23 protein-coding genes are annotated in these 26,948 nt (G+C 65.2%); 11 read left to right on the plus strand and 12 right to left on the minus strand.

The genetic code is table 11. The features are described from left to right. The first annotated feature begins 117 nt into the window (after positions 1-117). The 3 genes from AC1DMY_RS12335 (at position 118) to AC1DMY_RS12345 (ending at position 1,765) form a co-directional block, all read left to right on the plus strand. Positions 118-789 (plus strand): dihydrofolate reductase family protein, encoded by a 672-nt coding sequence (locus tag AC1DMY_RS12335; RefSeq protein ID WP_477165241.1) that lies wholly within the window; start codon positions 118-120, stop codon positions 787-789. A gap of 71 nt (positions 790-860) precedes the next feature. Continuing rightward, complete coding sequence (locus tag AC1DMY_RS12340) at positions 861-1,307, plus strand: SRPBCC family protein (protein ID WP_477165242.1); 447 nt, start codon at positions 861-863, stop codon at positions 1,305-1,307. Between the two features lie 47 nt (positions 1,308-1,354). Further along, positions 1,355-1,765 carry an SRPBCC family protein gene (locus AC1DMY_RS12345; RefSeq protein ID WP_477165243.1) on the plus strand — a complete coding sequence of 137 codons (411 nt, stop codon included), beginning with the start codon at positions 1,355-1,357 and terminating at the stop codon, positions 1,763-1,765. Positions 1,766-1,837: 72 nt separating this feature from the next. Here the strand turns inward: AC1DMY_RS12345 and purD are convergent, their stop codons facing one another. The 6 genes from purD to AC1DMY_RS12375 all read right to left on the minus strand — a co-directional run bounded on the left by purD (position 1,838) and on the right by AC1DMY_RS12375 (position 10,943). After that, entirely contained in the window at positions 1,838-3,121 is a 1,284-nt protein-coding gene (gene purD / locus AC1DMY_RS12350) for a phosphoribosylamine--glycine ligase (RefSeq protein ID WP_477165244.1), read from the minus strand. A 701-nt stretch (positions 3,122-3,822) separates the two neighbouring features. Beyond that, positions 3,823-5,130 carry an AMP-binding protein gene (locus tag AC1DMY_RS12355; protein ID WP_477165295.1) on the minus strand — a complete coding sequence of 436 codons (1,308 nt, stop codon included), beginning with the start codon at positions 5,128-5,130 and terminating at the stop codon, positions 3,823-3,825. Between the two features lie 244 nt (positions 5,131-5,374). Beyond that, the gene (tsaC, locus tag AC1DMY_RS12360) at positions 5,375-5,947 is read right to left on the minus strand and encodes an L-threonylcarbamoyladenylate synthase type 1 TsaC (protein WP_477165245.1); all 573 of its coding nucleotides are present in this window, start codon (positions 5,945-5,947) and stop codon (positions 5,375-5,377) included. Further along, the gene (locus AC1DMY_RS12365) at positions 5,948-8,482 is read right to left on the minus strand and encodes a DNA topoisomerase I (protein WP_477165246.1); all 2,535 of its coding nucleotides are present in this window, start codon (positions 8,480-8,482) and stop codon (positions 5,948-5,950) included. Between the two features lie 124 nt (positions 8,483-8,606). Beyond that, positions 8,607-9,734, minus strand: coding sequence for a DNA-processing protein DprA (gene dprA, locus AC1DMY_RS12370; RefSeq protein ID WP_477165296.1), 1,128 nt, complete (start codon positions 9,732-9,734; stop codon positions 8,607-8,609). An 81-nt stretch (positions 9,735-9,815) separates the two neighbouring features. Then, the gene (locus AC1DMY_RS12375; protein WP_477165247.1) at positions 9,816-10,943 is read right to left on the minus strand and encodes a LysM peptidoglycan-binding domain-containing protein; all 1,128 of its coding nucleotides are present in this window, start codon (positions 10,941-10,943) and stop codon (positions 9,816-9,818) included. Positions 10,944-11,132: 189 nt separating this feature from the next. On the opposite strand from AC1DMY_RS12375, the gene def reads away from it, so the two are divergent. The 4 genes from def (at position 11,133) to AC1DMY_RS12395 (ending at position 15,896) form a co-directional block, all read left to right on the plus strand. Beyond that, positions 11,133-11,642 carry a peptide deformylase gene (gene def / locus AC1DMY_RS12380; RefSeq protein ID WP_477165248.1) on the plus strand — a complete coding sequence of 170 codons (510 nt, stop codon included), beginning with the start codon at positions 11,133-11,135 and terminating at the stop codon, positions 11,640-11,642. Beyond that, complete coding sequence (fmt, locus tag AC1DMY_RS12385) at positions 11,639-12,559, plus strand: methionyl-tRNA formyltransferase (RefSeq protein WP_477165249.1); 921 nt, start codon at positions 11,639-11,641, stop codon at positions 12,557-12,559. Before def ends, fmt begins: the two co-directional genes overlap by 4 nt. A gap of 198 nt (positions 12,560-12,757) precedes the next feature. Further along, entirely contained in the window at positions 12,758-14,053 is a 1,296-nt protein-coding gene (rsmB, locus tag AC1DMY_RS12390; protein WP_477165250.1) for a 16S rRNA (cytosine(967)-C(5))-methyltransferase RsmB, read from the plus strand. Positions 14,054-14,165: 112 nt separating this feature from the next. Continuing rightward, complete coding sequence (locus AC1DMY_RS12395) at positions 14,166-15,896, plus strand: ArnT family glycosyltransferase (RefSeq protein ID WP_477165251.1); 1,731 nt, start codon at positions 14,166-14,168, stop codon at positions 15,894-15,896. A 678-nt stretch (positions 15,897-16,574) separates the two neighbouring features. Here AC1DMY_RS12395 and AC1DMY_RS12400 read toward each other — a convergent pair. The 5 genes from AC1DMY_RS12400 to AC1DMY_RS12420 are packed head-to-tail and all read right to left on the minus strand — an operon-like array spanning position 16,575 to position 21,680. Then, on the minus strand, positions 16,575-17,696 hold the full coding sequence (locus AC1DMY_RS12400) for a glycosyltransferase family 4 protein (protein WP_477165252.1): 1,122 nt from the start codon (positions 17,694-17,696) through the stop codon (positions 16,575-16,577). Then, complete coding sequence (locus AC1DMY_RS12405) at positions 17,693-18,553, minus strand: glycosyltransferase family 2 protein (RefSeq protein WP_477165253.1); 861 nt, start codon at positions 18,551-18,553, stop codon at positions 17,693-17,695. Before AC1DMY_RS12405 ends, AC1DMY_RS12400 begins: the two co-directional genes overlap by 4 nt. A gap of 22 nt (positions 18,554-18,575) precedes the next feature. Then, positions 18,576-19,505 carry a glycosyltransferase family 2 protein gene (locus tag AC1DMY_RS12410; RefSeq protein ID WP_477165254.1) on the minus strand — a complete coding sequence of 310 codons (930 nt, stop codon included), beginning with the start codon at positions 19,503-19,505 and terminating at the stop codon, positions 18,576-18,578. Beyond that, the gene (locus tag AC1DMY_RS12415; RefSeq protein WP_477165255.1) at positions 19,502-20,452 is read right to left on the minus strand and encodes a UDP-glucuronic acid decarboxylase family protein; all 951 of its coding nucleotides are present in this window, start codon (positions 20,450-20,452) and stop codon (positions 19,502-19,504) included. Before AC1DMY_RS12415 ends, AC1DMY_RS12410 begins: the two co-directional genes overlap by 4 nt. A 40-nt stretch (positions 20,453-20,492) precedes the next feature. Next, positions 20,493-21,680 carry an O-antigen ligase family protein gene (locus tag AC1DMY_RS12420; protein WP_477165256.1) on the minus strand — a complete coding sequence of 396 codons (1,188 nt, stop codon included), beginning with the start codon at positions 21,678-21,680 and terminating at the stop codon, positions 20,493-20,495. Between the two features lie 219 nt (positions 21,681-21,899). Between AC1DMY_RS12420 and AC1DMY_RS12425 the strand changes: the two genes are divergently transcribed. From AC1DMY_RS12425 to AC1DMY_RS12440, 4 genes are all read left to right on the plus strand, one after another. Then, positions 21,900-22,715 (plus strand): glycosyltransferase family 2 protein, encoded by an 816-nt coding sequence (locus AC1DMY_RS12425; RefSeq protein WP_477165257.1) that lies wholly within the window; start codon positions 21,900-21,902, stop codon positions 22,713-22,715. After that, the gene (locus AC1DMY_RS12430) at positions 22,712-23,761 is read left to right on the plus strand and encodes a CDP-glycerol glycerophosphotransferase family protein (RefSeq protein WP_477165258.1); all 1,050 of its coding nucleotides are present in this window, start codon (positions 22,712-22,714) and stop codon (positions 23,759-23,761) included. Before AC1DMY_RS12425 ends, AC1DMY_RS12430 begins: the two co-directional genes overlap by 4 nt. A gap of 88 nt (positions 23,762-23,849) precedes the next feature. Further along, positions 23,850-25,556 (plus strand): ArnT family glycosyltransferase, encoded by a 1,707-nt coding sequence (locus AC1DMY_RS12435; RefSeq protein ID WP_477165259.1) that lies wholly within the window; start codon positions 23,850-23,852, stop codon positions 25,554-25,556. Further along, a complete protein-coding gene (locus AC1DMY_RS12440) occupies positions 25,553-25,876 on the plus strand; it encodes a hypothetical protein (protein WP_477165260.1) in 324 nt (107 codons plus the stop codon). The genes AC1DMY_RS12435 and AC1DMY_RS12440 overlap by 4 nt, the downstream gene beginning before the upstream one ends. 141 nt (positions 25,877-26,017) lie before the next feature. Here AC1DMY_RS12440 and AC1DMY_RS12445 read toward each other — a convergent pair whose 3' ends face one another. After that, a complete protein-coding gene (locus AC1DMY_RS12445; RefSeq protein ID WP_477165261.1) occupies positions 26,018-26,899 on the minus strand; it encodes an LpxL/LpxP family acyltransferase in 882 nt (293 codons plus the stop codon). Positions 26,900-26,948 lie beyond the last annotated feature (49 nt).

Genomic DNA, 26,948 nt, shown 5'->3' on the forward strand with positions numbered 1-26,948 from the left:
GCGACCCGTCGCTTTCTGGCATGCTCCGATGCGTCTGTGGGCACCGGGATACGCTCGTGTCGATATCGGCGCAGATGCTTCGTCGGATAGGTAACTCCTCCAACACGGATAGTCGTCATGTCGAAAGTTCGCGTGCAAAGCTTCGCCGTATCGCTGGATGGTTACGGCGCGGGACTCGCCCAGGACCTTGAACATCCCCTCGGCGTGGGTGGACTCGGCCTGATGGAATGGGTTTTTCCCACCCGCATGTTCCAGCGCATGCATGGCGACAGCGGTAGCGACGGCGAAACCGGCATCGACAACGACATGGCGGAAAAAGGCTTCGCGAACATTGGCGCGTGGATCCTCGGCCGCAACATGTTTGGCCCGGTTCGTGGCCCATGGCCCGACGACAGCTGGAAGGGTTGGTGGGGCGATGAGCCGCCGTATCACGTGCCGGTGTTTGTCTTGACGCATCACGCGCGCGAGCCACTCACCATGGCCGGCGGCACCACGTTCTATTTTGTCACTGGAGGCATCCACGCCGCGCTGGAACAGGCACGCGCCGCCGCGAACGGCCAGGACGTTCGCATTGGCGGCGGCGTGTCCACGGTGCGCCAGTATCTGCAGGCGCGCCTGATCGATGAGCTTCATCTGGCCGTGCGGCCGTGGCTGATGGGTCGCGGCGAAGCCTTGTTCCAGGGCCTGGATCTGCCTGAGCTCGGCTACCAGGCGGTGGACAGCATCGCGGGCGAACGCGCCACGCACGCCATCCTGCGTCGACAGGATGGAGAGCAGATGTCGAAGTAAGCGCGGCTGGTTCGTCGAATCGATAACGAGCCCTACGACGGCCCGTTCATCCCTGCACAGGAGTCCTAGGCATGACCACCGGTACCGTTACGCTCCACCGTGTCCTTCGCACCACCCCCGAGAAGATCTATCGCGCCTTCCTCGATGCCGACGCCATGGCACGCTGGCTGCCGCCGAACGGATTCACCGGCAAGGTGCAGCATCTGGATGGGAAGGTGGGCGGCACCTATCAGATGTCCTTCACCAACTTCTCCACCGGCCATGGCCATTCGTTCGGCGGCACCTATCGTGAGCTCGTACCCGGCGAGCGTATTGTCTACACCGCGCGCTTCGATGATGCGAACCTGCCCGGCGAGATGCAGACCACGGTCACCCTGAAGCAGGTTTCCTGCGGCACGGAAATGAGCGTGGTGCAGGAGGGCATCCCGGAGATGATTCCCACCGAGGCATGCTATCTCGGCTGGCAGGAATCGCTGCTGCATCTGGCGAACCTGGTCGAGCCGGAAATTCCCGGCTGAGCCATCCCCATGGAACGTCCGCGTTCCACGACTCGCGAGGAGCTGTCATGTGGACGCATGAAGAAAGCATCGAGATCGAGGCCACGCCTGCGCAAGTCTGGGCGGTGTTTGCCGATGTGCCTGGCTGGCAGCGCTGGAACGCAGGTATCGAACGCATCCAGTTACATGGGCCGTTTGCCACCGGCACCACCTTCACCATGCAACCACCGGGCACGGATGCCTTCGTCAGTACCTTGATCGCTGTGGATGAGCGGCAGGCCTTTACCGACGAAACCGTAATCGATGAAACGCGCGTCGTGGTTGATCACCGCATTGAAGCACTCTCGCCGCATCGGGTGAGAGTGACATACGCCACCCAGATCACCGGCCCCGAGGCTGAGGCGATCGGGCCACAGGTGACGGGCGATTTTGGCGACGTGTTGCGTGCGTTGAAGAAGATCGTGGAAAAGGCGGGATGAATGCGCTGTCGCGGATGACCCAAAAGAAAAGCCCCGGACGTCCGGGGCTTTCAACGGGCTGAGTCGATCAGCTCAGAGGCGATGCAGCGCGCGATGCGCGATATCGCGGCGGCAGAAGCCGCCCTCGTAATGAATCTTCGCCACTGCCGCATAAGCGTGCTCGCGAGCGGCCGCAATGTCCTTGCCCAACGCGCACACCGTGAGCACGCGACCGCCTGCAGTGACGACCTTGCCCTGCGCGTCGAGTTGCGTGCCGGCATGGAACACCTTCACGTTGGGGCCAAAATCACTGTCCAGCCCGGTGATGACGTCGCCGCTGCGCACCTTGCCAGGATAACCGCCTGCCGCCATCACTACGCCAAGCGACGGGCGCGCATCCCACTGCACATGCGTGTGATGCAGCTCGCCATCGAGCGCGGCCTCGATCAAATCCACCAGATCGGACTTCAGGCGCAGCATGATCGGCTGCGTTTCCGGATCACCAAAGCGCACGTTGAATTCGATGACCTTGGGCGTACCGCTCTTGTCGATCATCAGGCCGGCGTAGAGGAAGCCGATGAAAGGTGCACCTTCCATCGCCATGCCACGCAGGGTGGGCTCGATCACTTCCTTGAGGATGCGCTTCTCGACTTCAGGCGTGACCACGGGTGCGGGCGAGTACGCGCCCATGCCACCGGTGTTGGGGCCCATGTCGCCTTCGTCGCGGCGCTTGTGGTCCTGGCTGCTGGCCATCGGCAAGGCGTGCTGGCCATCGCTCATCACGATGTAGCTGGCTTCTTCGCCGTCGAGGAATTCCTCGATCACCACGCGCGCAGAGGCATCGCCGAACTGATGCGCACCCAGCATGTCATGCAGCGCCTGCTCGGCATCCGCCAGCGTCAACGCCACCACCACGCCCTTGCCCGCGGCCAGACCATCGGCCTTGATCACGATGGGCGCACCGTGCAGACGCACATAAGCGAGCGCAGGATTGAGCTCGGTGAACACCGCGTAGCGTGCGGTGGGAATGTTGTGGCGGAGCAGGAAGTCCTTGGCGAACGCCTTGGAGCCTTCCAGCTGCGCAGCCACTGCGCGCGGGCCGAAGCAGCGCAGCCCCGCCGCGCGGAACTTGTCGACCACGCCGGCCACCAGCGGCACTTCGGGACCGACCACGGTCAGCCCGATCTTTTCGTCCTTGGCCAGCTTGAACAAGCCATCCAGGTCAGTCACCGCCACGTCGGCGTTGCGCACACCCTTTTCCCGCGCCGTGCCCGCATTGCCCGGGGCGACGATCACTTCGCTCACGCGCGGCGACTGCTTGAGCTTCCACGCCAGCGCGTGTTCACGCCCGCCGCTGCCGATGACCAGGACTTTCATGGGGACTCCAACTGCCGTAGGGGTGCGCCTAGAGCGGCGCAGCGGGCCATTGTAAAGGGCGGCGGGGGGATTTCGCAGTGCAGCACGAGGGGGAGCTTCAGCGGGAGGCTGGGTTGCGAGCAGGGGCACAGGCGCCAGATCAGCGCAACCGCGAGCACCCGCCCCTCACCCCGGCCCTCTCCCCGGAGGGGAGAGGGAGAAGTGATGTGCATCGCTCCGTAGGTTTGTCGCGCACAGGGTGCGCTCCCACAGACAAGCCGGCACGAAGCGGCGGGGCCAAGGCCGATGTGCAGCGAAGCTCCGCTTTAAGTCCTCAGCGCCACGGCGCGTTGCGAAGCGCTTTGAAGTATCCGCTGTGTAGCGGCGAAGGTTGCCAGGCAGCGACTTACCTCAAGCGTTCGGGCTTATCCCAACGTAATGCTGCCAGCTCTTCAGGCCATTCTCTTTGGGTTACTTTCGACGCGAAGCTAGTCCCGTGGGATCTCTTGGGCCAGCAAGAGAAAAGTGACTCGAGCGGCGGCAGCCGTTCGAAACGCCCGCTGCGTAAGCGGCCCGGTCGCCGGATCGCGACAACAAAGGCGCAAAGGCACTGGATCCCTGCCTCCGCAGGGATGACGATCAAGAGATGGATCCCTGCTTTCGCAGGGATGACGAGCTAGGACTTGGGTCGCCAGGAGTAGGCAAAACGGCGCGTCAGCGCCTCAAAGCAACGCCAGTAACGCCGCCCTCGGCAACTTCCCCGTCTCATTGCGCGGCAACCGCGCCACCAACTTCAGCGGCCGCGGCAAAAACACCGGATCTACCGACTGCCGGAATGCGTCCAGGATGGTCTGCTCATCCATATCCGGCGCGACAGCCAACGCCGCAATCCGATGCACGCCCAGCGCATCGCCGTTTTCCAGCTGGAACACCACACCGTCCTGCACGCCCGGTATCGCCTGCAGGCGTCGGGTGAGGTCGCCGAGCGAGGCGCGCTTGCCGGCGATCTCGAGCAGGTCCGAATGGCGTCCGCACAGACGGAAACGACGCCCGCCGTCGTGCAGCGTCACGATGTCGGCCAGCGTCATCGGCTCATCGAGCTGAGGTGCACGCACCTGCGTGCCATCGGGCTGCGGATGCAGCTGCACGTCGTCGTACAGCAGCCACGGCTCGTCGTTGGCGGAACGACGGCTGGCGAACACGCAGGTCTCGGTGGATCCGAATACTTCCAGCAGCGGCGCGCCGAAACGCGCTTCGGCAGCCTGCGCAAGCTCCACCGGCATCGGCGCGGTAGCGGACACCATCGCGTCGATCGGCGGCAAAGTCACGCCCGATTCGATCAGCGCACGCAGATGCACCGGTGTGGTGACCAGCACGCGCGGCGAGGGCACTTCCGCCAATGCGGCCGCCACATCGGCCGGCAGTAGCGGGCGGCCGGCGTGGACCGCGATATCGTCGAGCAGGGGCAACAGCACGGACATCTCCATGCCGTACATGTGCTGCGGCGGCACCGTGGCCACCACGTGGAAGTGCTTGCCCACCGAGCCGTGCAGCATGCGCAGGTTGCCCGCATTGCTGGCGTTGAAGCTGCCCCAGGTCTTGGGATTGCCCTTGGGCGTGCCGGTCGAACCGGAGGTGTAGCCGATGGCGACGACCTGATCGGCCGGCAGCGAAGGGATCGTCAGTTCGCCCTTCGCCTCAGGCACGTCCATCAGGCTCGGCAGGTGCCGGTAGTGGCTCGGCGGCGCGTCGAGTGCAAGTTCGCCCAATGCATAGCTGCCGGGATGGGCAGCCATCACTTCGGCCACCGCCTGCGGCGCACGCGAGGACGGCAGCAGGTTGGTCTGTCCACGGAGCGCGATGGCGCAGAACGCCACCAGGAAGGCGTAGCGGTCTTCGCACAGGTTCACGGCGGCAGGGGCCACCGGCAGCTGTTCGGCAACCGCCAGCACGTGCGCCAGGAAGCGCGCGGCGGTGACGGGCTCGCCATCGCGCCACACCACCGGGCGATCCGGCGCGATCGCCGCCAGCAACGGCAACTCGATGGCGGATCGTTCGAGCTGGACGTTTTCAAAAACGATGGCCAAGGTGTTCTCCGGCAACGGCAGTCTGCCCCTCGGTCCGGCCTGGCCGGTCCGACGTGCGGACGGAATAGAGAGCCCGCGATGATCCCCATCCTCGCGGTAGCCACTGAATCACTCCCTACTGAGAGCGCGTGGCATGCGGAAACCGTTCATCCTCGCTGACCCGGTCAGCAAGTCCTTGCGGCTTCACTCAGGCACGGATGATAGCGCCCGAGAGCGCATCGCGGATCACCGTGGGGCGTAGCTGATCGCCGGTCGGTGCGTCCAGCAGGCCATCCAGCGCGGGTCCGAAGTAGCCGGCAGCTACGTCGGCAGTGCGCGCCGGCGGCTCGCCATGCGGATTGGCGCTGGTGGAAACCAGGGCGGCGCCATAGGCGCGACACAGCGCGGCAGCAGGTTCGTGCGCCGTCACGCGCAGGGCGATGCCCGCGTGCGCGCCAGCCACCCACGCCGGCACTTCTGCGGAGCGCGGGAAGATCCAGGTATTTGGTCCGGGCCAGCTCTTGCGCACCTGCGCCAGCACGGCGGCGGGTACGGCGGCCAGATCGATATAGCGCTCGACCTGGGCAAAATCCGCCGCGATCAACAACACGCCCTGCGTGGGCGGCCGTCGCTTGAGCGCGAACAGCCGCTCGAACGCGACTTGATTGTGCGGGTCGCAACCGAGGCCGAACACGGCCTCGGTCGGGTAGGCCAGCACGCCGCCGCTGCGCACCAGCGCGGCGGCGGCAGTTACGTCGGCGAGGCTGAAGCGAGCCGTCACTCAGGCTTCCGTTGCCGCCTTCTTGGCGGCAGCTTTCTTGGTGGCGGTCTTGGCGGTGGCCTTCTTGGCGGCCGTCTTCTTGGTCGCGGTCTTCTTGCTGGCGGCCTTTTTGGCGGTGGCCTTCTTTGCCGGCGCTTTCTTGGCGGCGGTCTTGGTGGTGGCAGCCTTCTTTGCCGCCGGCTTCTTCTCGGCGGCAGCCTTCTTGGCGGCGGTCTTCTTGAACGCACCGCGGCCCTTCTTGACCGGCGCGGCGGCGAGCAATTCGATGCACTGCGCTTCGGTCAGTTCCTTCGGTTCCTGGTCCTTGGGAATGCGCGCGTTCTTCTCGCCATCGGTGATGTACGCGCCGAAGCGGCCGTTGAGCACCTGCACGCCGTTGCCGAAGTCCTGGATGATGCGATTGGCGATCATCTCCAGCTTTTCCTGCACGATCTGCAGGGCGCGCGGCAGCTCGATGGTGTACGGATCGTCTTCGGGCTTGAGCGAGGCGTAGGTGCTGCCTTGCTTCACGAACGGGCCGAAGCGGCCCACGCCCACCGACACCTCATCGCCGTTCTCGGCCTGACCGAGCTTGCGCGGCAGCTTGAACAGCTCCAGCGCGTCGGCCAGGGTGATGGTGTGCATGCTCTGGCCCTGACGCAAGCTTGCGAACTGCAGCTTTTCGTCGGTGTCCTTGTCGCCGATCTGCGCATACGGCCCGTAGCGGCCCAGTCGCACCGACACCGGCTTGCCGCTCTTGGGATCGCTGCCCAGTTCGCGCGCGCCGGTGGCTTCGCTGCGGTCGACGGTTTCGGTTTTCTCGTCCACCTGCTGCTTGAACGGCTGCCAGAAGCGCTCCATCAGCGGCACCCAGGCTTCTTCGCCACGGCTCACGGCGTCCAGCTCGTCCTCGAGCTTGGCGGTGAAGTCGTAGTCGACGTAGCGGGTGAAATGCGCGGTGAGGAACTTGCTCACCGCGCGGCCCACGTCAGTCGGCTTGAAGCGGCGGCTGTCGAGGAACACGTATTCGCGGTTGAGCAGCACCTGGATGATGCTGGCATAGGTCGACGGGCGGCCGATGCCGTGCTCTTCCAGCGTCTTCACCAGGCTCGCTTCGGAGTAGCGCGGCGGCGGCTCGGTGAAGTGCTGGTCGGCCAGGATGTCTTGCAGCGCCACCTTCTCGCCCACGTCGAGCTTGGGCAGACGGCGGCCCTCGTCGTCATCGTCGGCCGTCTTCTGGTCGCGGCCTTCCTCGTACACGGCGAGGAAGCCCGGATCGACCACGGTGGTGCCCGTGGAACGGAACGAGGCATCGCCGCCGTGCACGTGCGGCACGGCGAATTCCACCGACACGGTGTTGAGCGTGGCGTGGATCATCTGGCACGCAACGGTGCGCTTCCAGATCAGTTCGTAGAGCTTGCGCTGTTCGTCGTTGAGATACGCCGACACGTCGCGCGGCGTGCGCATGGCCGAGGTCGGGCGAATCGCCTCATGCGCTTCCTGCGCGTTCTTGGATTTGGACTTGTAGGCCTGCGCATGATCTGGCAGCGCCTTGGTGCCGAAGTCGCGCGCGATCAGCTCGCGCAACTCGACCACGGCGTCCTCCGACAGTGCCACCGAGTCGGTACGCATATAGCTGATCAGGCCAACGTTGCCCTCGCTGCCGATCGACACGCCTTCATACAGGCCCTGCGCGACCTTCATGGTGCGGCTGGTGGAGAAACCGAGCTTGCGCGCGGCCTCCTGCTGCAGCGTGGAGGTGGTGAACGGCGGCGCCGGGCGGCGCTTGCGCTCCTTGCTGCCGACGTCGCTGACGGTGAGGTGGCCGTGCGCCGCCTGCTTCAGCGCATGGCGCGCGGCCAGCGCATCGTGTTCGTTGGTGAGGTCGAACTGCTCGAATTTCTTGCCGTTGAGCTTGGTGAGGCGGGCGTTGAAGTCGCCTTCCGGGTGGCGCAGCGCCGCCTCGATGGTCCAGTACTCGCGGGCGACGAACGCCTCGATCTCTTCCTCGCGCTCCACGATCATGCGCAGCGCGGGCGACTGCACGCGGCCGGCGGATAGACCGCGCTGCACCTTGCGCCACAGCACCGGCGAAAGATTGAAGCCGACCAGGTAGTCCAGCGCGCGGCGCGCCTGCTGCGCATCGACCATGTCCAGCGACAGCTGGCGTGGCGCCGCCACGGCGGCCTTGATCGCCTTGGGCGTGATCTCGGAGAACACCACGCGATGCAGCGTCTTGCCCTTGGTGAGGCCGCGCTCCTTGAGGATCTCGCTGATGTGCCAGGAGATCGCTTCGCCTTCGCGATCCAAGTCGGTCGCCAGATAGATGTCGTCGGCCAGCTTGGCTGCCTTGGCGATGGCGTCGACGTGTTTCTCGTTGCGGTCGATGACCTCGTAGGCCATGGCGAAGTTGTTGTCCGGGTCGACCGCCCCTTCCTTCGGGCGCAGGTCGCGGACGTGGCCATAGGAAGCGAGGACCTGGAAGTCCTTGCCGAGATATTTGTTGATCGTCTTCGCCTTAGCCGGCGACTCAACGATAAGCAGGTTTTTTGCCATGAAGCTTGCTATCCGCCATCTATAGCCGACCTGTCCGGGCCGGCTTCCTATATTTAGTTAAAGGCATGGCGGCATCACGCCGTCAAGCTGAACCATGTGAAAGCGCGCTGCACGTCGGCTTTCGCTAACTCGGCAAACGTTGGTAACGATTGCCTGGCAGCGCTTCGACCTTGCCGTCCAGCTCCAGCATCAACAGTGCAGATGTAAGGTCTGCGACAGTTTTGCCGGTGAAACCCGCCAGATCGTCGAGCGCGACCGGCCCGTAACCGAGCGCGTCGAGCAGCGCTCGGCGGGATGGATCGGCTTCGGACACCGTCTCTTGAGGGGACGCGACGGCTGAGCCTTGCAACCGGCTTGCCAGCTCACGCCCCAGTGCGACAGCAGCAGGAGCAAGCACTTCCACGATTTCAGCAGCCGTTTCAACCAAACGCGCACCATCGCGAATCAGCCGATGGCAACCGTGAGCGAGGGGATTATGTATGGAACCGGGCAAAGCGAATACCTCGCGCCCCTGTTCGGCGGCCAGGCGGGCCGTGATAAGCGAGCCTGATTGCAGCCCGGCCTCGATCACCAGGGTGCCCAGCGACAAACCGGCGATCAGGCGGTTGCGGCGCGGAAAGTGATCGGCACGACCCGGCGTGCCCGGCGGAAACTCACTCACGAGCGCGCCTTCGGCCGCCAGCCGCCGGGCCAGGGCCTGGTGCTTGTGTGGGTAGACCCGGTCCAGTCCGGTGCCCACCACGGCCACGGTAGGCAGCCCGGCCTCGAGCGCGGCCAGGTGCGCGGCGCCATCGATGCCCTCGGCCATGCCGCTGGTGATGGTGAAGCCGGCAAGCCCGAGGGCTTGCGCGAAGGCGCGCGCATCACAGCGACCGCTCAGCGTGCCGGCGCGGGCGCCCACGATCGCCAGCTGCGGATGCAACAGCAGGCTGGCGTCGCCGGCCACGAACAGCGCTGCCGGCGGTTGCGCAATCGCTTCGAGCAGCGGCGGGAAATCCTCGTCGGTGTACAGCATCAGGCGATGGCCGCGCCGCTCCAGCCAAGCCAGATCGGCGTCGAGACGGCGAGGGTCGGGGCGCTGCAGCCAGCGGCGAGTGTCGCCGGGCAGGTCGGGCAGTTGCTGGTGAAGTGCCGCCAGCACGGCGTCGACCTGGCCATCATGGGCTGCCAGCTGCTCGCGCAGCGCGCCCGGCCCGAGGCGCGGTGTGCGCAGCAGGAGCAGCCAGGTGCGTAACGGAGAGGTGTCGTTCATCGCCGCCCAGCCTAGGCACGGCGCAAAAAAAAACGGCGCGGTCATGACCGCGCCGTTCTGTCGTCCTGTACCGCCGGAGGTTTAGTTCGGCAGTTCGAGCTTGTCGTGCCTGTGCACCGGGCGCAGGCCATCCATGATCAGGCCATAGCTCACGCGGTCGAAGGTGCGGAACACCATCACGTGTCCCACGAACTCCTGGGGCAGCGTCACGTCCACGCCGGTGCCGCGATTCCAGCTGTTGTGGGCGACGTCGTCGTTGATGGTTTCGCCCGGCTGGTAGATCGAGTAGGTCTGGCCGTTGTCCACGCCATCCTGCGAACCGATGTTCAACGCCACCACCTGATGCGGACCCACCGCATCGTAGGCGTCGGCGAAGGCGATCACGCGCGCATTCCCCGGCAGCGATTTGGGCGCATGCGGGTAGTAGTAGGCGTCATACGGCTTGTCGTCGAGCGGCAGCAGGCGGTCGCCCTTGTTGATCTCCATCGTGCCGTTCAACAGCAGCAGGGTGGTCGGGTCGCCAGTACGCAACACCTCGGCGGTGCCGATCACCATCACCTCGGTACCGATGTCCTCGCCATGGCCGTAGTGGCCGTCGGCGCGGAAATCTTCCTTCCAGGGCGTTTGGACCAGCGACACATTGCTGTCCAGCGGATGGGCGACCAGATCCGAACCACCGTCGCGACCCTTCTTGCTGTCGAAGTCGCGGAAGGTCTGGGTGGGACGGACGATCGCAAAGCGCTGGCCCGGCTCGGCCTGCAGGTTGCGGGCATAGACGTTCTTGCCCACGGTGCCGCGCAGATCCGCTTCTTCAAAGCCCACCACGTAAGGCAGTGCCTTGACCTGGTCGCTGTTGAGTACGCGCATTTCCTTGAGGAACGTCTGCAGCTGATCCAGCGGAATGGCCGGCACTGCATCGCCCTCGGCACGCACGCGGGGCTGCAAGCCCAGGCGCGGACCGTTGGCAAACGACAGATTCAGCACGTCACCCGGATAGATGAGATGTGGGTTCTGCACTTGCGGATTGGCTTGCCAGATTTCCGGCCACAGCCACGGCTTGGACAGGAAACGTGCGGAAATCGCCCAAAGGGTGTCGCCCTTTCGAACCGTATAGGTATCCGGGTGATCGGCACGCAATTGCGCGCCCGCAGCGTAAACAGCCACCGTGACCAGCATGCCGGCCAGCAGCCCTATGGACTTTCTGATCATAAACGGGATTCCCCCATCCCCCGACGCTCGGGCGAGTGTAACCGAACAACTTGTTCACGCAACCGTGACCAGTTGGCAAAACAGCATGCCAGACGGGCGCTTGGCGGCGTACAATAAAGGTCATTCTAGATGCGCCCGGGGCTTGGTTTTCACCGATTCGCCCGCAGTTTCGGCGCTTGAGGTAAAGCCATGTCCGTACTGACCATCATCGAATTTCCCGATCCCCGCCTGCGTACCAAGGCCGAACCCGTGACCGTGTTCGACGCCGAACTCAAGCAGTTCGTGGCCGATATGTTCGAGACCATGTATGACGCCAATGGTGTCGGCCTGGCCGCCACCCAGGTGAATGTACACAAGCAGGTGCTGGTTGCCGACATGAGCGACGAGCGCAATCAGCCGCTGGCGCTGATCAACGCACGCATCATCGAGAAGGACGGCGCCCAGGTCTACCAGGAAGGCTGCCTTTCGTTCCCGGGCATCTATGCCGACGTCACCCGCGCCCTCAAGGTGAAGGTGAAGGCCAACGACGTGGATGGCAACGAGATCGAGCTCGAGTTCGAAGGCCCGCTGGCCGTGTGCGTGCAGCACGAGATGGATCACCTGGCCGGCAAGGTATTCGTCGACTATCTGTCGCCGCTCAAGCGCTCCATGTTGCTCAAGCGCCTGGAAAAGCAGCGCAAGCAGGCGGCCACCGCTTGAAGCTCCGCGTCGTTTTCGCGGGCACTCCCGAATTCTCCCTACCCTGCCTTGAAGCGTGCCGCGCGAGCGGTGCGCAGGTGGTGGCGGTTTACACCCAGCCCGATCGCCCCGCCGGTCGCGGCCGCAAGCTAACACCCAGCCCGGTCAAGCAGGCTGCCTTGGCTGCCGACATTCCGGTCGAGCAGCCCGAATCGCTGAAGTCCGACGAGGCTCGCGCCGCGCTGGCCGCCTACGCGCCCGACCTGATGGTGGTGGTGGCGTACGGCCTGATTCTTCCGCGCAAGGTACTGGCCATTCCGCGTCTGGGCTGCTGGAACGTGCACGCCAGCCTGCTGCCGCGCTGGCGCGGTGCGGCGCCGATCCAGCGCGCCATCCTGGCCGGCGACAGCGAAAGCGGTGTCGACCTGATGCAGATGGAGGCCGGCCTGGATACCGGCCCGGTGCTGCTGGAGCGCCGCACGCCGATCACCGGCGAAGACACCGGCGGCTCGCTGCATGATCGCCTCTCCATGCTGGGCGCTGACGTGCTGGCTGAGGGTCTGGCGCGCGTGATGGCCGGTGAATCGTTGATCGCACGGGCCCAGCCGGACGATGGCGTCACTTACGCGCACAAGCTGGACAAGGCTGAGGCGCGACTCGACTTCACGCGACCGGCGATTGAGCTGGAGCGCCAGGTGCGCGCCTTTGATCCGTGGCCCGTCGCCGAAGGTGATGTTGCGGGCGAAACCCTGCGCATCTGGGCAGCGCGTGCCATCGCAGGCAGCGGCGCTCCGGGTTCCGTGCTCGGCATGAGCCGCGAGGGCATTGATATCGCCTGCGGTGAAGGCGCGCTGCGGGTGACCGCGTTGCAGCGCGCGGGTGGCAAGCGCATTACGGCGGCGGATTACTACAACGCCATGAAGACGCGCGGCCTCTGAAGATCGTCATTCCGGCGCAGGCCGGAATCCAGTGGCGTCGCGGGTCGGTTATCGCCTCGCCTTCGTGGCGCATCTCAAGACGCCACGCGAAAACTAAGCACTGGCGCTACTGGATTCCGGCCTGCGCCGGAATGACGAGCTGAAAGTCCGCTCCGTCTTTACCCCCGCTTCTCACCCACATCCACTACCTTCCCCGCCATGACCGATACCCGCGCCCTAGCCGCCCAAGCCCTTGCCGACGTCGCCCTGCGCGGTACCTCGCTGCGCGACGCGATGGAGCGTCATGCGCCCAAACTGGCCGACGGGCGCGATCGCGCACTGCTGATGGCCTTGCTCAGCGATGGCGCACGCTGGTGGCTGCGTTTCGACCCCGTGCTGGATCGCCTGCTGGAGAAGCCGCTGCGCCAGAAGGAACCGGTCGTGCATGCACTGCTGGTGCTCGGCCTGGTGCAGCTGGAAATCCTGCAATTGCCGGCGTATGCCGCGGTGGCCGCCACCGTGCAGGCCACGCGAGCGCTGCAGCGCCCGCGCATGGCGGGACTGGTGAACGCCGTACTGCGCCGCTGGCAACGCGAACGCGAGACGCTGCTGGCCGAACTTGATGCCAAGCCGCAGACCCGGCACGCGCATCCTCTATGGCTGGCCAAGACGCTGGCGCGCGACTGGCCGGAGCAAGCCGATGCGGTCATGGCGGCGAACAATGTCGAGCCGCCGTTGATGCTGCGCGTCAACCACCGCCGTAGCGAGCGCGAGTCACTGATCGAGCGTTTGCGTACGGACGGCTATACGGCTGACGCCCATCCATGGCTGGCTGATGGCATCGTGCTTCCGCACAGTACCGATGTCACCCGCCTGCCCGGCTTCGCGGCTGGCGAATTCGCCGTGCAGGATGGCGCAGCGCAGATCGCCGCCGACCTTGCCGATGTGCGCGACGGTCAGCGCGTGCTGGATGCCTGCGCCGCTCCGGGTGGCAAGGCCTGCCACTTGCTGGAGCGCGCGAACCTCTCGCTCACCGCGCTGGAATTCGACGCCAAGCGCACCCAGCGGATCAGCCAAAATCTGGAACGCTTGGGCCTCAAGGCCAACATCGTCGTCGGCGATGCAGGCGAGCCTGAAGGCTGGTGGGACGGCAAGCCGTTCGATCGCATCCTGATCGACGCGCCCTGTTCGGCCGCGGGCGTGCTGCGCCGGCGACCGGATGTGCGCCTGCACCGCCGCGAGAGCGACATCAAGCCACTCGCCGCCCAGCAGCAGCGCATCCTGGCCGCCCTGTGGCCGCTGTTGGCGCCGGGCGGCCGGCTGGTCTACATCACTTGTTCCATGCTGCGCGCCGAGAACGACACCGTGGTCGGCGCGTGGCTCAAGAGCCAGCCCGATGCCCGCGTCGTGGACTTTTCCCTGCCGGTGGGCCAGGCCGCCAGCGTGGGTTGGCAGGTCCTGCCCGGGGATGGCGACCTGGACGGCATGTACTATGCCGTCCTCGAGAAGGCCTGAAGGCGCCCGCGGGCGCTGCAGCTAAGCCAGGGACCAGGCAAGACCGTTAAGCTCGGCCATGGCATTAAGCTATGTATTTGCGACGCGGCCCGCCGCAGCCCGGAATCCACGCATGTCTGTTTTTTCTGAAGCCACTCCCCTGGAACGCCGCCGATTCTGGCTATTGCTGCTGATTGCCTTCGTGGTGATCGGCGCCGGCATGGGCCTGCGCGATCCCTGGCCGTCGGACGAGCCGCGCTTTGCGCTGGCTGCCAAGCACATGGTGGAAAGCGGCGACTGGCTGTTCCCGCATCGTGGCAGCGAGCTGTATTCGGACAAGCCGCCGATGCTGTTCTGGCTCGAAGCCGCCAGCTACACGGTGCTGCGCAACTGGCGCGTCGCCTTTCTGCTGCCTTCGTTGCTGGCGGCGCTGGGTTGCCTGGCGCTGGTGTATGACCTCGGCCGTCGCCTGTGGAATCGCCAGGTCGGTCTGTATGCCGCTTCGGCCCTGCTGATCACCTTCCAGTTCATCTACCAGACCAAACGGGCGCAGATCGATCCGCTGGTGATGTTCTACATCACGGCGGCGAACTGGGGCCTGCTGGTGCATATGCTGAAGGGGCCGAACTGGCGGGCTTTCTGGTTCGGCTGCTTCTGCGCCGGCCTGGGCGTGATCACCAAGGGCGTGGGCGTGCTCGCGCTCTTCATGTTCGTGCCGTATCTGGTCGCTGCGTTCGGCCAGTGGAATGGCGTCTCGCGCATGGGCGAAGGCGCGTGGTGGCGCTGGGCGCTGGGCCTGGTCGCGCTGTTGCTGGCCATGGCGCTATGGCTGGTGCCGATGCTGTTGGGAGCCAAGGCGCACGCGGGCGATCCGGCCTACGCGGCTTACGTCAACGACATCCTGTTCCACCAGACGGCCGGCCGTTACAGCAAGTCGTGGGACCACCACCACAACGCGCTGTACTACGTGCCCATCGTGCTGTTCACCTGGCTGCCGCTGTCGCTCACGTATCCGGGCACGCTGCCGCGCTGGTGGCGTTCGCTGAAGGCCAAGGACGCGCGCATCCTGCTGCCGCTGGGCTGGATCGTGCTGCTGCTGGTGTTCTTCTCGATCCCCAAGGGCAAGCGCGACGTCTACATCATGCCCGCGCTGCCGATGTTGGCGCTGGTCAGTGGCCCCTATCTGGATGAGCTGCTGCAGAATCGCTGGCTGCGAGCGGCCGGGCTCGTTTTCATCGGCATCATGGGCGCCGCCATGCTCGGCGTGGGCGCCACGGCGCTGATGGCTCATCCGAAGTTCGCCAGTGATTTCGCCACGGCGCGCGGTTTCGATGACGGCGGCCATGCGCTGTGGTGGATGTTCGTCACCATCGGCGCCATCCAACTGCTGTTGATCGCCGCGCTGCGCATGCGCCGCGCCGTCGCCGCCGTTGCCGGCGGCATGGCTGCGATGTGGCTGGTGTGGAGCCTGTGGGCTTATCCCATCCTCAACGATTCCAGCTCGGCCGCCGGCTTGATGCAGGACGTGCGTGAACGCCTGCCGGCGGGCGACCAGATCGGCATGGTGGCGTGGAAGGAGCAGAACCTGTTGATGTTCGACCATCCGGCCACGGATTTTGGCTTTACGCGCCCGTGGCACGAGCAGTACAGCGCTGCGGTGAAGTGGCAGGCCGTCGATCCCGGGCACCGCTGGTTGTTTGCGCTGGATGGCGTGATGGCCAACTGCGTGGATCGCAGCAAGGCGGTGAGCCTGGGGCATGCGAACAGGCGTGAGTGGTGGATGTTCAAGGCCGATGCGGTGGTGCCGGGGTGTGTGCCGAGTGAGGATGTGGATCGGGTGCCGGCGGCTGCCTTGGAGGAGTGAGGTGTTTGCCTGGGGTGGGGGCGGTGGTGAATTGCGCTGGCCCGGATGCACGCCATTTGCTCGTCATCCTGGCGTGGGCCGGAGGCGCTTCTCAACAGCGAAGCTCGTCATCCAGTAGCGGCACGGCTCGGTTGTCGCCTCTCCGCCAGCGTGCCGCCTGCGCGGCGGGCGTTTCGACCGGCTGCCGCCGCTCGAGTCACTTTTCTCTTGCTGGCCCAAGAGAAAAGTAACCCAAAGAGAATGGCCTAAAAGAGCAAGGGCTCGTAGCGTTCTGTTGAATACGATCTCTTGTCGCTCGAGGGCTTCGGAGGCGTGGCGATCGTCCGACACGCGTCTCCGCTACACCGCAACGCGCCACGACGAAGAGGACTTAAAGCCGGGCATCGCTCCATCCGCCTGCCGCGCCGGCTTGTCTGTGGGAGCGCACCCTGTGCGCGACAGTCACGCTGGGGTGTATCGCTCCCTAGGTTTGTCGCGCACAGGGTGCGCTCCCACAAAGAGCCGGCCGGCAGCGTTGATCCCCCTTGTAGGAGCGCACTTGTGCGCGACCGCAGCGCTGAGGTGTACCGCTCCGTAGGCTGGTCGCGCACAGGGTGCGCTCCTACACTTTCGTCATGTGGCGGTTGCTGCCTCGGGAGAAGTGGCGTGCACCGCACCGATTCCAATCCCCTGCGGGAATTAGGGTCGACGCGATTCCAGCAGATCCTGATAGACCCGCTCCGTGCGACCTACGAACAACGGCAGCCCGAACTCCTGCTCCGCATGTTGGCGTGCCGCGGCGCCCATGGCGGGCAGTGCATCGCGTTGCTCGAGCAATCGCTGCACGGCGGTAGCTATCGCCGCCCGATCGCGCACAGGCACGAGCCAACCGTCCTGACCCTCGCGAATATTCTCGGGCAAGCCCGCATAGCGGGTTAGCAGCACCGGTTTGCCCATCGCCATCATCTCGCGGCAGGCGAATGAGATGGTTTCCACGTCGTAGGACAACACGAAGCCTGCGTCGAGTGAGGCCACCATGTTGCGTGCGTCGGTCAACACGCCGGTGAAATGCACCAGCTCGGACAATCCAAGCGCAGCAACGCGCTCTTGCTCCGCAGCCTTGGGCAGCACACCGGCAAGCACCACGCGCACGCGGGCGCGAACCTCGGGAGGCAGCATGGGCAATGCTTCCATCAGGTCCATCCAGCCTTTGTAGCTGGCCGTTCCTGCGTTGCTGCCCAACACCAGCACGCTTTCATCGCCATTCGTCCAACGCGCGCGCTCGGCTTTCATTTGATCGACCGGCCACGGCGACCACCGCTCGATGTCCACGCCGTTGTAGACCGTCTCCAGCCTGCAGCGGCGATAGGCGGTGTGCTGCAATTCGTGACGTGTGTATTCGCATACGGCGATGACCAAGTCGGTATGCCGCGCGCGCAGCGCAGCGCCCAGTCCGCGGACCGGCTTGGAGTTGTGCTTGGTCCACACGAGGACGGGGCGCTTGGGCGGCATCGCCGAAAGCACCAGGCGATGGTCAGCTGACCCGTTGACGTGAACCAGATCAAACGCCTGCTCGCGCAGATACGAGGCCAGCTGGACGCGTGCACGGCGCCGGGCCTTCCATTTGTTCACGCCATTGGGAAACGGCTGGTCCAGCACGAATACGCCAGGAAGGGCGCGGGCTTCGCGATTGAGCCGACTGCCGGGCGGCGCCGCCACGTGCACCTCATGCCGTGATGCGAGCGCCGCAGCAAGTTCGCGGATATAGGTGGTGTGGCCACCGCCGTCGCCGTGATGAAAATTCGTATAGAGCAGCTTCATGCGGCGCGATCGCTTTCACCGAGCAGGTCGATGTGCTGGCTGATCCCGCGCTCGCACCAGCTGATACCTTGTGTGCGCGTTTCGTGGAAGAGCACATTGTTCGGCAAGCTCATGTCGTCGACGTCTGGCGGGGAACGCGAGTTGTGCCACAGGTGCACGGCGAGCGCCGCCCATTTGAGGGCGCGGCGTTTCAGCCCGGTATTCTCCAGGCGCGCCGCCAGCTCGCGATCTTCCGCGCCGTAGCCCTCCATGCGCTCGTCGAAGCCATTGACCTTCAATAGATCGTCGCGCCAGAAACTCATGTTGCAGCTCATCACCCGGCCGCCGTTGCGCGAGCGGGATTTCCAGCGCGCCAGCCACGGTGCGCGAAAGGCGTAGAGCCGCTTGCTGCCGTCGAATTCGTCGAAGTGGGCGGTGGACCACGGCGCAAAGACGGGCGCCTTGCCATGGAGCAGCCGCTGCGATTCTTCAGACGTGGCCTTGATGCGTCCGCCTTGCAGGAAAAATCCTCGCTCGGCCAGCATCAGATGGTCGGCGATGAAATGCGGCTCGATCAGCATGTCGCCGTCGAGCAGGATCACATAGTCGCCCCGACTGGCCGCAATGCCGCGATTGCGTGCGCGCGCCGCCCGAAAGCCATGATCTTCCTGCCACAGGTGGCGCAGCGGCACCGGGAACGTCGCCGCCATGCGCTTGACCAAGGCGGCGGTCTCTTCGCTCGAGCCATCATCGGCCACGATGACTTCGTAAGGCAGCTGGGTCTGGCGTGCCAGTCCTTCCAGCATGCGCTCGAGTGCCTGCGGCCAGTTGTAAGTCAGCAGGATCACGCTGACCTTGAGCTCCAGCCCGGCGCTCATATGTCACCGGCCCCGCGCGGCATCACGCGTCCGCCTTGCCGCTGTTACGACGGCCGTGCCGGAGGATGGATACCGTGCGTTCCACTCGCTTGAGCCAGCCCGCCGTGCCGCGCCGGAATGCGATGCCGGCGTAACGCCAGGCCTCATCCATGCCTGCTGCCGGCTTGCTGCGGAACTCAGCCTTGGCCAGGTCCAGCGTATGGACGTCCATATGCATGCGCTCGGCGTAATGGTTGATCAGCGTGCGCGAACGGAACAGGTTGGCGAACTGGTTCTCGCGATCGCGCGCGTGCCACCAGCCGTTGGCGCCATGGACGCGGTAGTGAACCATGCCGGTGGGAAGGAAATACTTGCGCGCCCCCAGCAAGCTCGTGCCGAACACCAGGCAGTTGTCCGCCGAGATGCGCCATGTGGTCAGGAAGGTGTGCGGCAGGTCCAAAGTGCGCTGCGCCCACTGGCGTCGCATTGAGAGGGCAGACGTCGCCGCGCCATACCAATACGCGGTCACCCAAGTGCTGATGGCGGTATAGCCCAAGTCGGTGGCGCGATCCGCATAGCCCACGATGCCCTGCTCGTTGCCGAACAGATTGACATCGGTGAATACGAAATCGACATCGCGGCGATTGTCGTACACCTCGCCGATGCGTGCCAGATAGTCCTTGTCCCAATGATCGTCGGCATCGAGAAAGCACACGATATCGCCGGTGACGCCTTCCATGCCCTTCACGAACGCCGAAAGCTGGCCGCCGTTGCTCACGCAACGCAGCGTGACGCGTTCGTCGTTGCCGTAGCGCTCCGCCAGCCAGGCGGCCGAGCCATCGGTGGAGCCGTCGTCCATCACGATCACCTGGGCAGCGGCGCGTGTCTGCGCCAGCACGCTGTCGATCGCCTCGCCGACGTAGTCGCGGTAGTTGTAGTTGGTAATGATGACGCTGAAGGTCAGAGCCTTCATGCAGCCACCTCTCCCTTCAGCAACTGACGGAAGTAGGCAATGGTTTCGCGCAGGCCGTCGTCCAGGCTCACGCGCGGCTCCCAGCCAAGTTTTTCCTTGGCCAGGGCGATATCCGGCTGCCGCTGGCGCGGATCGTCCGAGGGCAGCGGGCGGAACACCAGCTTGGATTTCCCGCCCACCAGCGCAATCACCCGCTCGGCCAGCTGCAGCATGGTGTGCTCGACCGGATTGCCGATGTTCACCGGACCGACGAAGCCGGCCTCGCTGTTCATCATGCGGGTGATCACTTCGATCAAGTCGTCGACATAGCAGAAGCTGCGCGTCTGGCTGCCATCGCCGTAGATGGTGATGTCCTCGCCGCGCAGCGCCTGCACGATGAAGTTGCTGACTACGCGCCCGTCGTTCGGATGCATGCGCGGGCCGTAGGTGTTGAAGATGCGCACCACCTTGATGTCCAGGTTGTGCTGGCGGTGGTAATCGAAGAACAGCGTTTCGGCGCAGCGCTTGCCTTCGTCATAGCAGCTGCGGAAGCCGATGGGATTGACGCGGCCCCAATAGTCCTCGCGCTGCGGATGGACTTCCGGGTCGCCATACACTTCGCTGGTCGACGCCTGCAGGATGCGCGCGTGCGTGCGCTTGGCCAGGCCGAGCATATTGATCGCACCGTGCACGCTGGTCTTGGTGGTCTGCACCGGATCGTGCTGGTAATGCACCGGCGAGGCAGGGCAGGCGAAATTGAAGATGCGGTCCACTTCCACGTACAGTGGGAAGGTCACGTCATGCCGCATCATCTCGAAATACGGGTGATCGAGCAGATGCGCGATGTTCTGCTTGCTGCCGGTAAAGAAGTTGTCCACGCACAGCACGTCATGGCCGTCTCGCAGCAACCGGTCGCACAGATGGGAGCCGAGAAAGCCCGCACCGCCGGTAACCAACACCTTGTTCATCGAGATCCCCGAATCCCCAACACGTCGGGGTACTTTAGTTTCAATGGATGGAAATTGCCGGCTTGGTCCGATCGCCCGCAAGCAGGCCCAGGACCAGACCCATCGGCAGCCAGATCAGCAGCCACGCCGGCCGTGGGCTATCGAGCATCTGCGGCATGTCGAACTGGAGCACCACCGAGGCGTAGACCCAGATGGTCAGGACCAGCCGGCCCTGCAAGGTGTCGCGATGGCGCCAGCCTTGCCAGCCGAGCATCAGCCACATGGCGACGGTCAGCAGCAACCCGGGCAGGCCCAGTTCCACGATCACCTGGGTGAGCAGGTTATGGGTATGCGTATAGGCCGCACCGTTGACGATAAGGCTGATCGGAGCGCCCTGGCCCAGGCCAAGCAAGGGGTGCTGGGCGGCCAGGTGCATCGCCTGCATGGCCAGTTCGGGGCGCAAGGAGGTGCCGCGCTCGGTCAGCATGGACGCTGGCCACAGCAGCATGATCGCCGCCAGCACGGCGATGGTCACGGCCACCCAGCGATGAATCCGGCCCGGCTGCCATAACGGCATCAGCACGATAACCAGCGCCAGGGCCAACCACACGCTGCGCGTCTGGGTGAGCCCGACAAACAGCAGCAGCACGGCCATCGCCGCATAGCGCGCGATGGACCAGCGACGGTCGTCGAGATCGAGCTGGCTGAGCCAAAGCGCCACCACCCCCATCAGCGCCGCTGCGTAGTTGGCGGTGGCGATCGTACCCTCGCCGACGATGCGGCCGTCTTCCATGGGTGCGCGCACAAAGCTGATGCAGTAGTAGATCGCGCAAACCCCGATGGCCAGGCCGGCGGCCAGCAGCAGATGGCGGATGCGCGACACGTCGTTGGTGGCATAGGCGTGCCAGCCCAGCACAAACGCCAGCACGCTGATCAGGCGGCCCACCTCGTCGCCCGCACGTGGCACGTGGCCCCAAGCCAACGAGAGCAGCGCCCAAGCCAACAGCGCCAGGAATACCCTGAACACCGGCAGCGGCCAAAGCTCGCGCCATACCCGGGCGCCCTGCGAGAAGGACAGCACCAGGGCAGGGAGGTAGAGCAGCACGATCAGGCTGGTCTGATAGGCCTTGCCAGGGTTGAACGAGACACCCGCCGGCATGATGACCATGCCCAGCATCATCCAGACGATACCCACGCCAACAAGCGTGCGCGCAATGGCCCGGCTCTTTGGCTGAACTTCGGTTTTCAATGGGATCGCCCTACTTCTCATACTGCCTGCTTGCCTGTTCGTTACTGCGGCCCGGGCGAACCCGAAACCGGTCTATTTTCGGCCTTGCTCCACCCAAAGTCAGCAGAATAGTGCACGGTTCCAGCTGAAACGTAGCCGACCACCGCCCTGCCGGCTAACGCCAATCCGGCCCCCATGGAGGACACGAGCCTCCCGGCGAATACCGTTAGAATTCACTTTATGCCTACCTTTTCCCTCACCCTCGTGGTCATGACGTACAACGAGGCGAAGCAGATCGGCCGCTGCCTGGATAGCGTGCCCTTCGCCAGTGAAAAACTTGTGGTCGACAGCGGGAGTACCGATGACACGGTAGCCATCGCGCAGGCCCGTGGCGCACGGGTGGTGCACCAGCCGTGGCTGGGCTTCGGGCCACAGCGCAATTTCGCTACGACGCAGTGCAGCAATGACTGGGTGCTGGCGCTCGACGCCGACGAGTACCTCTCACCGGAGCTGGCGGCCGAACTGGAGCAGCGGCTGCCCAAGCTGATGGCCAGCAACCTTTGCGCGGCCTATCTGCGGCGTTCCACCATCTTCATGGGCGAGCGCATGCGCTGGTATCTGCCGGGCCGCGGCGAGAAAATGGCCCGCCTGTACCATCGCGACCGCGCACGCTGGGCGGATGTACGCGTGCACGAGTCGCTGCGTTTCGATGGACCTTCCGTGCTGCTGAAAGAAGTGTTCAACCACGAGAACAACCCGAGCCTGCCCGAAAAGCAGATCAAGGTGCTGCGCTACGCCGAACTGAAGTGCCGTGACTGGCTGCAGAAGAACAAACCGGTGCGCATGTGGCAGACGCCCTTTGTGTACCTGCTGGCCTTCGTGAAGGACTATTTTCTGCGGCTGGCCTTCCTGGACGGCTGGCGCGGCTTCGTGATCGCACAGACCGGCGCTTCGTATGCGGCATACAAACGCATGCGTTACTACGAGATGCGCCGCAATCCGGCGTCACTGCAAACGGCTACCGACGCCCTGATACGCCACGGCATCGATCGATGAGTAAAGAACCCGCTCTTAAAGAGCATTACTTGCTGTATGGCTCTGAGCGCTACGCGCTGGCCATCCTGCGTCCGATCCAGGACGCGATCCGCGCGCGCGGCGACGAGGCGGCCTGGTTCTTCGACGGCCCCGGTGCCGAGGATCTGGTGGAGGGCGAGCGGCTGCTCAGCGTGCAGGAAGTGCGGGCGTGGAAACCTCGTGCGGTGATTACCTCCAGCAACGCGGTGCCGCATTTCTTTCCCGGCGTGAAGGTAGAGACCTTCCACGGCTTCGACGCCGGCAAGCCGCGACACATCTATGTGCGCGGCTTCTTCGACCTCTACTGCACCACCGGCCCGCGCGATACCGCGCAGTTCCAGGCGATCGCCGATCGCGTCGGCCACTTCAGCGTGGTGGAAACGGGCTTTCCCAAGCTCGATCCGTTCATGCGGGAAATCAGCGGCCCGCTGCCGGCGGTGCGCCAACCGCCGGTGATCCTCTATCACTCCACCTTCTCGCCGTCCTGGAGCGCCGCCGAAACGCTGTATGAGGAAGTCAAACGCCTCTCCCGCGACGGCCGCTGGCGCTGGATCGTCACCTTCCATCCGAAGATGGATCCGGCCACGGTGGCCAAGTACAAGGCGCTGCAGAACGAGTACCTGACGTTCGCCGAGAACGACAACATCCTCGAGCTGTTCCCCCAGGTGGACATGATGTGCTCGGACACCTCGTCCGCACTCAATGAATTCCTGCTCACCGGCAAGCCGGTGGTGACCTTCAAGAACCGCCGTCCGGGTCCGCAGCTGATCGATATCGACCAGGCGTCCCAATTCGAGCCGGCCATTGTGCGTGCGCTGTCGAGGCCGCCCGAGCTGATGCAGGCCATTCATGAGTACGGCGAGGCCATCCATCCGTATCGCGACGGCCACTCAGCCGAGCGCATCCTCAAGGCGATTGACGGCTTCATTGCCGCCGGCGGCCGCAATCGACGCCGTAAGCCTCGGAATTTCTGGCGAAAACTGAAAATCCGCCGACGCATCGGCTATTGGGGACCGGCCCGCTACTGAGCCAGTCCCGGCCGCGCCGCGGCCGGGTCAGCGTGGAGCAGGGGCGGCTCGGGCTAGAATTGTTTCATTCCCATAAAGAAGACTGCCCGTGGCATCCAGCAGCTATAGCCGCTCAGAACACCTGCGCTCCCTCTGGCCATGGCTACCGCTGTGGACCCTGGCCGCGTTGCTGGCGATCTTCTCGCACGGCCCGATGCCGCTGTACTCCACCCGCACCCTCGCGGTGGCCTGGGAAATGTGGATCCACCACGACTGGCTGGTGCCGCACATCAATGGTGCGCCGTACAGCGAGAAGGTGCCGCTGCTGTTCTGGATGATCCACGCCGGCTGGCTGGTGACCGGCGTCAACGACATCTGGCCACGCGTGCTCGAGGTGATCTTTGGCGGCACCCAGCTGGTGCTGGTGTCGGTGCTGGCGCAACGCCTGTTTCCGAACCGCCCGTGGGTGGCCAAGGGCGCGCCGTGGATCCTGCTGGCGCTGGGTTATGCGTTCCTGTTCGGCCTGCAGATCATGTACGAGGTGCTGCTGGCCGTCTGGGTGCTGGCGGCCCTGCTATGCCTGACGCCCAAGCGGCAGCGGGCGGAGCCCCGCTGGGTGCTGTTTGGCCTGTGCGTGGGCGCGGGCTTGCTGACCAAGGGCCCGGTGATGTTTCTGCACGTGGCGTTCCCGTTCCTGCTCGGTCCGCTGTGGAACGACTGGGCGCGCGACAACCGCGTGCGCTGGTACGGCCGTGGCGTGCTGGCGCTACTGCTCGGCGGTGCGATGCTGCTGGCCTGGGCATTGCCTGCGGGCTTTGCGGGCGGCGAGGCCTATCGGCAACGGCTGTTCTTCACCCAGACCGCCGGCCGCGTGGTCAATGCGTTCGATCACGCACGCCCGTTCTGGTGGTACGTGCCGATGATCCCGGCGCTGCTATTCCCCTTCAGCGGATGGCCGCGCGCCTGGGTGGCGATTGCAACGCTGCGCCGTCCGCTCGATAGCGGCCTGCGCTTCGCGTTGTGCTGGCTGGTGCCGGTGATCGTGGTGTTCTCTTTCATCAGCGGCAAGCAGCTGTACTACCCGCTGCCGGAGTTCGCGGGCGCGGCCCTGCTTATCGCCGGCGCCATCGCGGCCCTGCGCGACCAGCGTCCGAAGCTTGCCGACAACCCCTGGCTGGGCACCTGGCCGCTGGGCGTGGGTGGCATCCTGTTCGGCATCTTTCTGTTCGTGCTGCCGGTGCTGGTATCGCACAACGACCTGCATGGCGAATGGTTCGACACCACCCAGCGCTATAGCCGCTTCTTCAGCGTGGTGTTTGTGCTGCTGGGCGTGCTGCTCTTGCTGCGCGGTCGCGGCGAGCTGCGGCGGCTGGCGTTCGCCGGCCTGGTCGGCACGCTGGCGCTCAATACGCTGTTCACCCTCACCATGTGGCAGAACTTCGACTTGCGACCGTCGGCCCAATTGCTCGGCGCGGCCGATGCGCAGAACCAGGCCCTGGGTCTGCTGGGCAATTACGAAGGCCAGTTCCACTTTGCCGGCCGGCTGACCCACAGCATCGAGCGTCTGTACGAAGGCAAATCGCTGCAGACGTTTGCGCAGGAACACCCCGACGGGCTGATCGTGGAGCATCCGGACAAGCTGACCAATGACGCGCTGCGCTATGCGCTGCTGGTGCAGCCGTTCCGCTCGGGCTGGGTGGTGATCTGGCCGGCCAAGTCGCTGGCCGAACTACGCACCGGCCGCGTACCGCCCGAGCCGCTGCATCCGACCCGGGTCTACCAGGTCGACCCGTGGCGCTCCCGCGCACTGCAATGAATGACGCACTGATCGCCAACCTGCGCGCGCAGTGCGGCGGTCCGCGCGATGGCGCCTTGCTGCGGTTTTCGCTGGGCAATGCGCTGCTGGCGGCAAGCGATGCCGCCGGGGCGCTTCCGGAATTTCGCCAGGCCGTGGCGTTCGACGCGGGCTATTCCGCCGCGTGGAAAATGCTGGGCAAGGCGTGCCTCGCCATGGATGACCAAGCCGGCGCCGCCGAGGCGTGGCGCCAGGGCATCAGCGTCGCCCAGGCGCGCGGCGACAAGCAGGCGGAGAAGGAAATGGCGGTGTTTTTGCGGCGGGTGGAAAAGCACGGCTGAGCGACCGCTTCCGACTTTTTCCTGCGGGGAGCTATTTGTGGGAGCGCACCCTGTGCGCGACAAGCCTACGGAGCGGTAGCGACCCGGCGCCCATGTCGCGCACAGGGTGCGCTCCCACAGGTGGCATGCCGCGCAGGCGAATCAGTCGTACGGGCTTTTCCAGGTATCGGCCGAGAAGCGCTTGTACTGCCACTGGTACTGCGAGAAGGCCAGCTCCACGCATTGCTCAACGCCCTGGTTGAGCGCCCGGCAACCGATCGCCAGGTCCGCGTCTGCCAGCCCTTCCGGCGCCGGCAACAGGTGGATGCGAAAACCTTCGCCCTTGGGCAAGCGCTCGGCGAAGGCGAACAGCACGGTCGCCCCGGTGCGCGCGGCCAGGCGCGGCAACAGCACCATGGTCAGTGCGTTCTGGCCGAAGAACGGCGCCACCTCGCCTTCGCCGGCACGCGGCTTCTGGTCCGGCAGGATGCCCACCGTGCCGCCGGCGGCCAGCCGCTTGTACAAGGTACGTACGCCGGCACCTTCGGCGCGCACCTGCTCCGGCGCCAGCGCGCCGCGCACCTTGCGCAGCAGGCCTTCGATCGCGGCGATGCGCGGCGGGCGATAGAGGATCGCCATTGGCGTCTTGCGGCACAGCCAATAGTTGAGCAGCTCCCAGCAGCCCAGGTGCGGCGCCGCGATGATCACGCCCTTGCCCGAGGTCAAGGCGGCATCGAACAGCGCCTCGCCACGGACCTCGCGCACCAGCTCGAGAGCACGCTCGGGATCGTTGCCCCAGATCCAGGTGATCTCGGTGGCGGAGCGGCCGGCATCTTCCATCACCTCGCGCAGCAAAGCGGCATGCGCGCGTTCGTCCAGCTGGGGACGGGTCAACTTGAGGTTCACCGACGTGTTGTGCGCGGTGCGTGTGTGCAAGGCCAGCGAGAGGCGGCCGATGGCTGCGCCCAGGGCATGCAGCGTGCGCAGCGGCAGCCGTCCAAACAGGCGCAGGAGGAGATAGAGGAGGGTGATGTCGAATCGCATGAGCGACGCAGTGTAACCGCCCGCATCGCCGGTTCACGGGTCAACGACA

The organism is Dyella sp. 01L423, from assembly GCF_056399945.1.

Bases quoted from the DNA above. Each gene is read 5' to 3' on its own strand.
- AC1DMY_RS12430 (WP_477165258.1), top strand. From the start codon at position 22,712: ATGAGTAAAGAACCCGCTCTTAAAGAGCATTACTTGCTGTATGGCTCT.
- purD (WP_477165244.1), bottom strand. From the start codon at position 3,121: ATGAAAGTCCTGGTCATCGGCAGCGGCGGGCGTGAACACGCGCTGGCG.
- AC1DMY_RS12340 (WP_477165242.1), top strand. From the start codon at position 861: ATGACCACCGGTACCGTTACGCTCCACCGTGTCCTTCGCACCACCCCC.
- AC1DMY_RS12425 (WP_477165257.1), top strand. From the start codon at position 21,900: ATGCCTACCTTTTCCCTCACCCTCGTGGTCATGACGTACAACGAGGCG.
- AC1DMY_RS12445 (WP_477165261.1), bottom strand. From the start codon at position 26,899: ATGCGATTCGACATCACCCTCCTCTATCTCCTCCTGCGCCTGTTTGGA.
- AC1DMY_RS12440 (WP_477165260.1), top strand. From the start codon at position 25,553: ATGAATGACGCACTGATCGCCAACCTGCGCGCGCAGTGCGGCGGTCCG.
- AC1DMY_RS12345 (WP_477165243.1), top strand. From the start codon at position 1,355: ATGTGGACGCATGAAGAAAGCATCGAGATCGAGGCCACGCCTGCGCAA.
- AC1DMY_RS12335 (WP_477165241.1), top strand. From the start codon at position 118: ATGTCGAAAGTTCGCGTGCAAAGCTTCGCCGTATCGCTGGATGGTTAC.
- AC1DMY_RS12405 (WP_477165253.1), bottom strand. From the start codon at position 18,553: ATGAGCGCCGGGCTGGAGCTCAAGGTCAGCGTGATCCTGCTGACTTAC.
- AC1DMY_RS12375 (WP_477165247.1), bottom strand. From the start codon at position 10,943: ATGATCAGAAAGTCCATAGGGCTGCTGGCCGGCATGCTGGTCACGGTG.
- AC1DMY_RS12365 (WP_477165246.1), bottom strand. From the start codon at position 8,482: ATGGCAAAAAACCTGCTTATCGTTGAGTCGCCGGCTAAGGCGAAGACG.
- AC1DMY_RS12410 (WP_477165254.1), bottom strand. From the start codon at position 19,505: ATGAAGGCTCTGACCTTCAGCGTCATCATTACCAACTACAACTACCGC.
- AC1DMY_RS12395 (WP_477165251.1), top strand. From the start codon at position 14,166: ATGTCTGTTTTTTCTGAAGCCACTCCCCTGGAACGCCGCCGATTCTGG.
- AC1DMY_RS12415 (WP_477165255.1), bottom strand. From the start codon at position 20,452: ATGAACAAGGTGTTGGTTACCGGCGGTGCGGGCTTTCTCGGCTCCCAT.
- rsmB (WP_477165250.1), top strand. From the start codon at position 12,758: ATGACCGATACCCGCGCCCTAGCCGCCCAAGCCCTTGCCGACGTCGCC.
- def (WP_477165248.1), top strand. From the start codon at position 11,133: ATGTCCGTACTGACCATCATCGAATTTCCCGATCCCCGCCTGCGTACC.
- AC1DMY_RS12400 (WP_477165252.1), bottom strand. From the start codon at position 17,696: ATGAAGCTGCTCTATACGAATTTTCATCACGGCGACGGCGGTGGCCAC.
- dprA (WP_477165296.1), bottom strand. From the start codon at position 9,734: ATGAACGACACCTCTCCGTTACGCACCTGGCTGCTCCTGCTGCGCACA.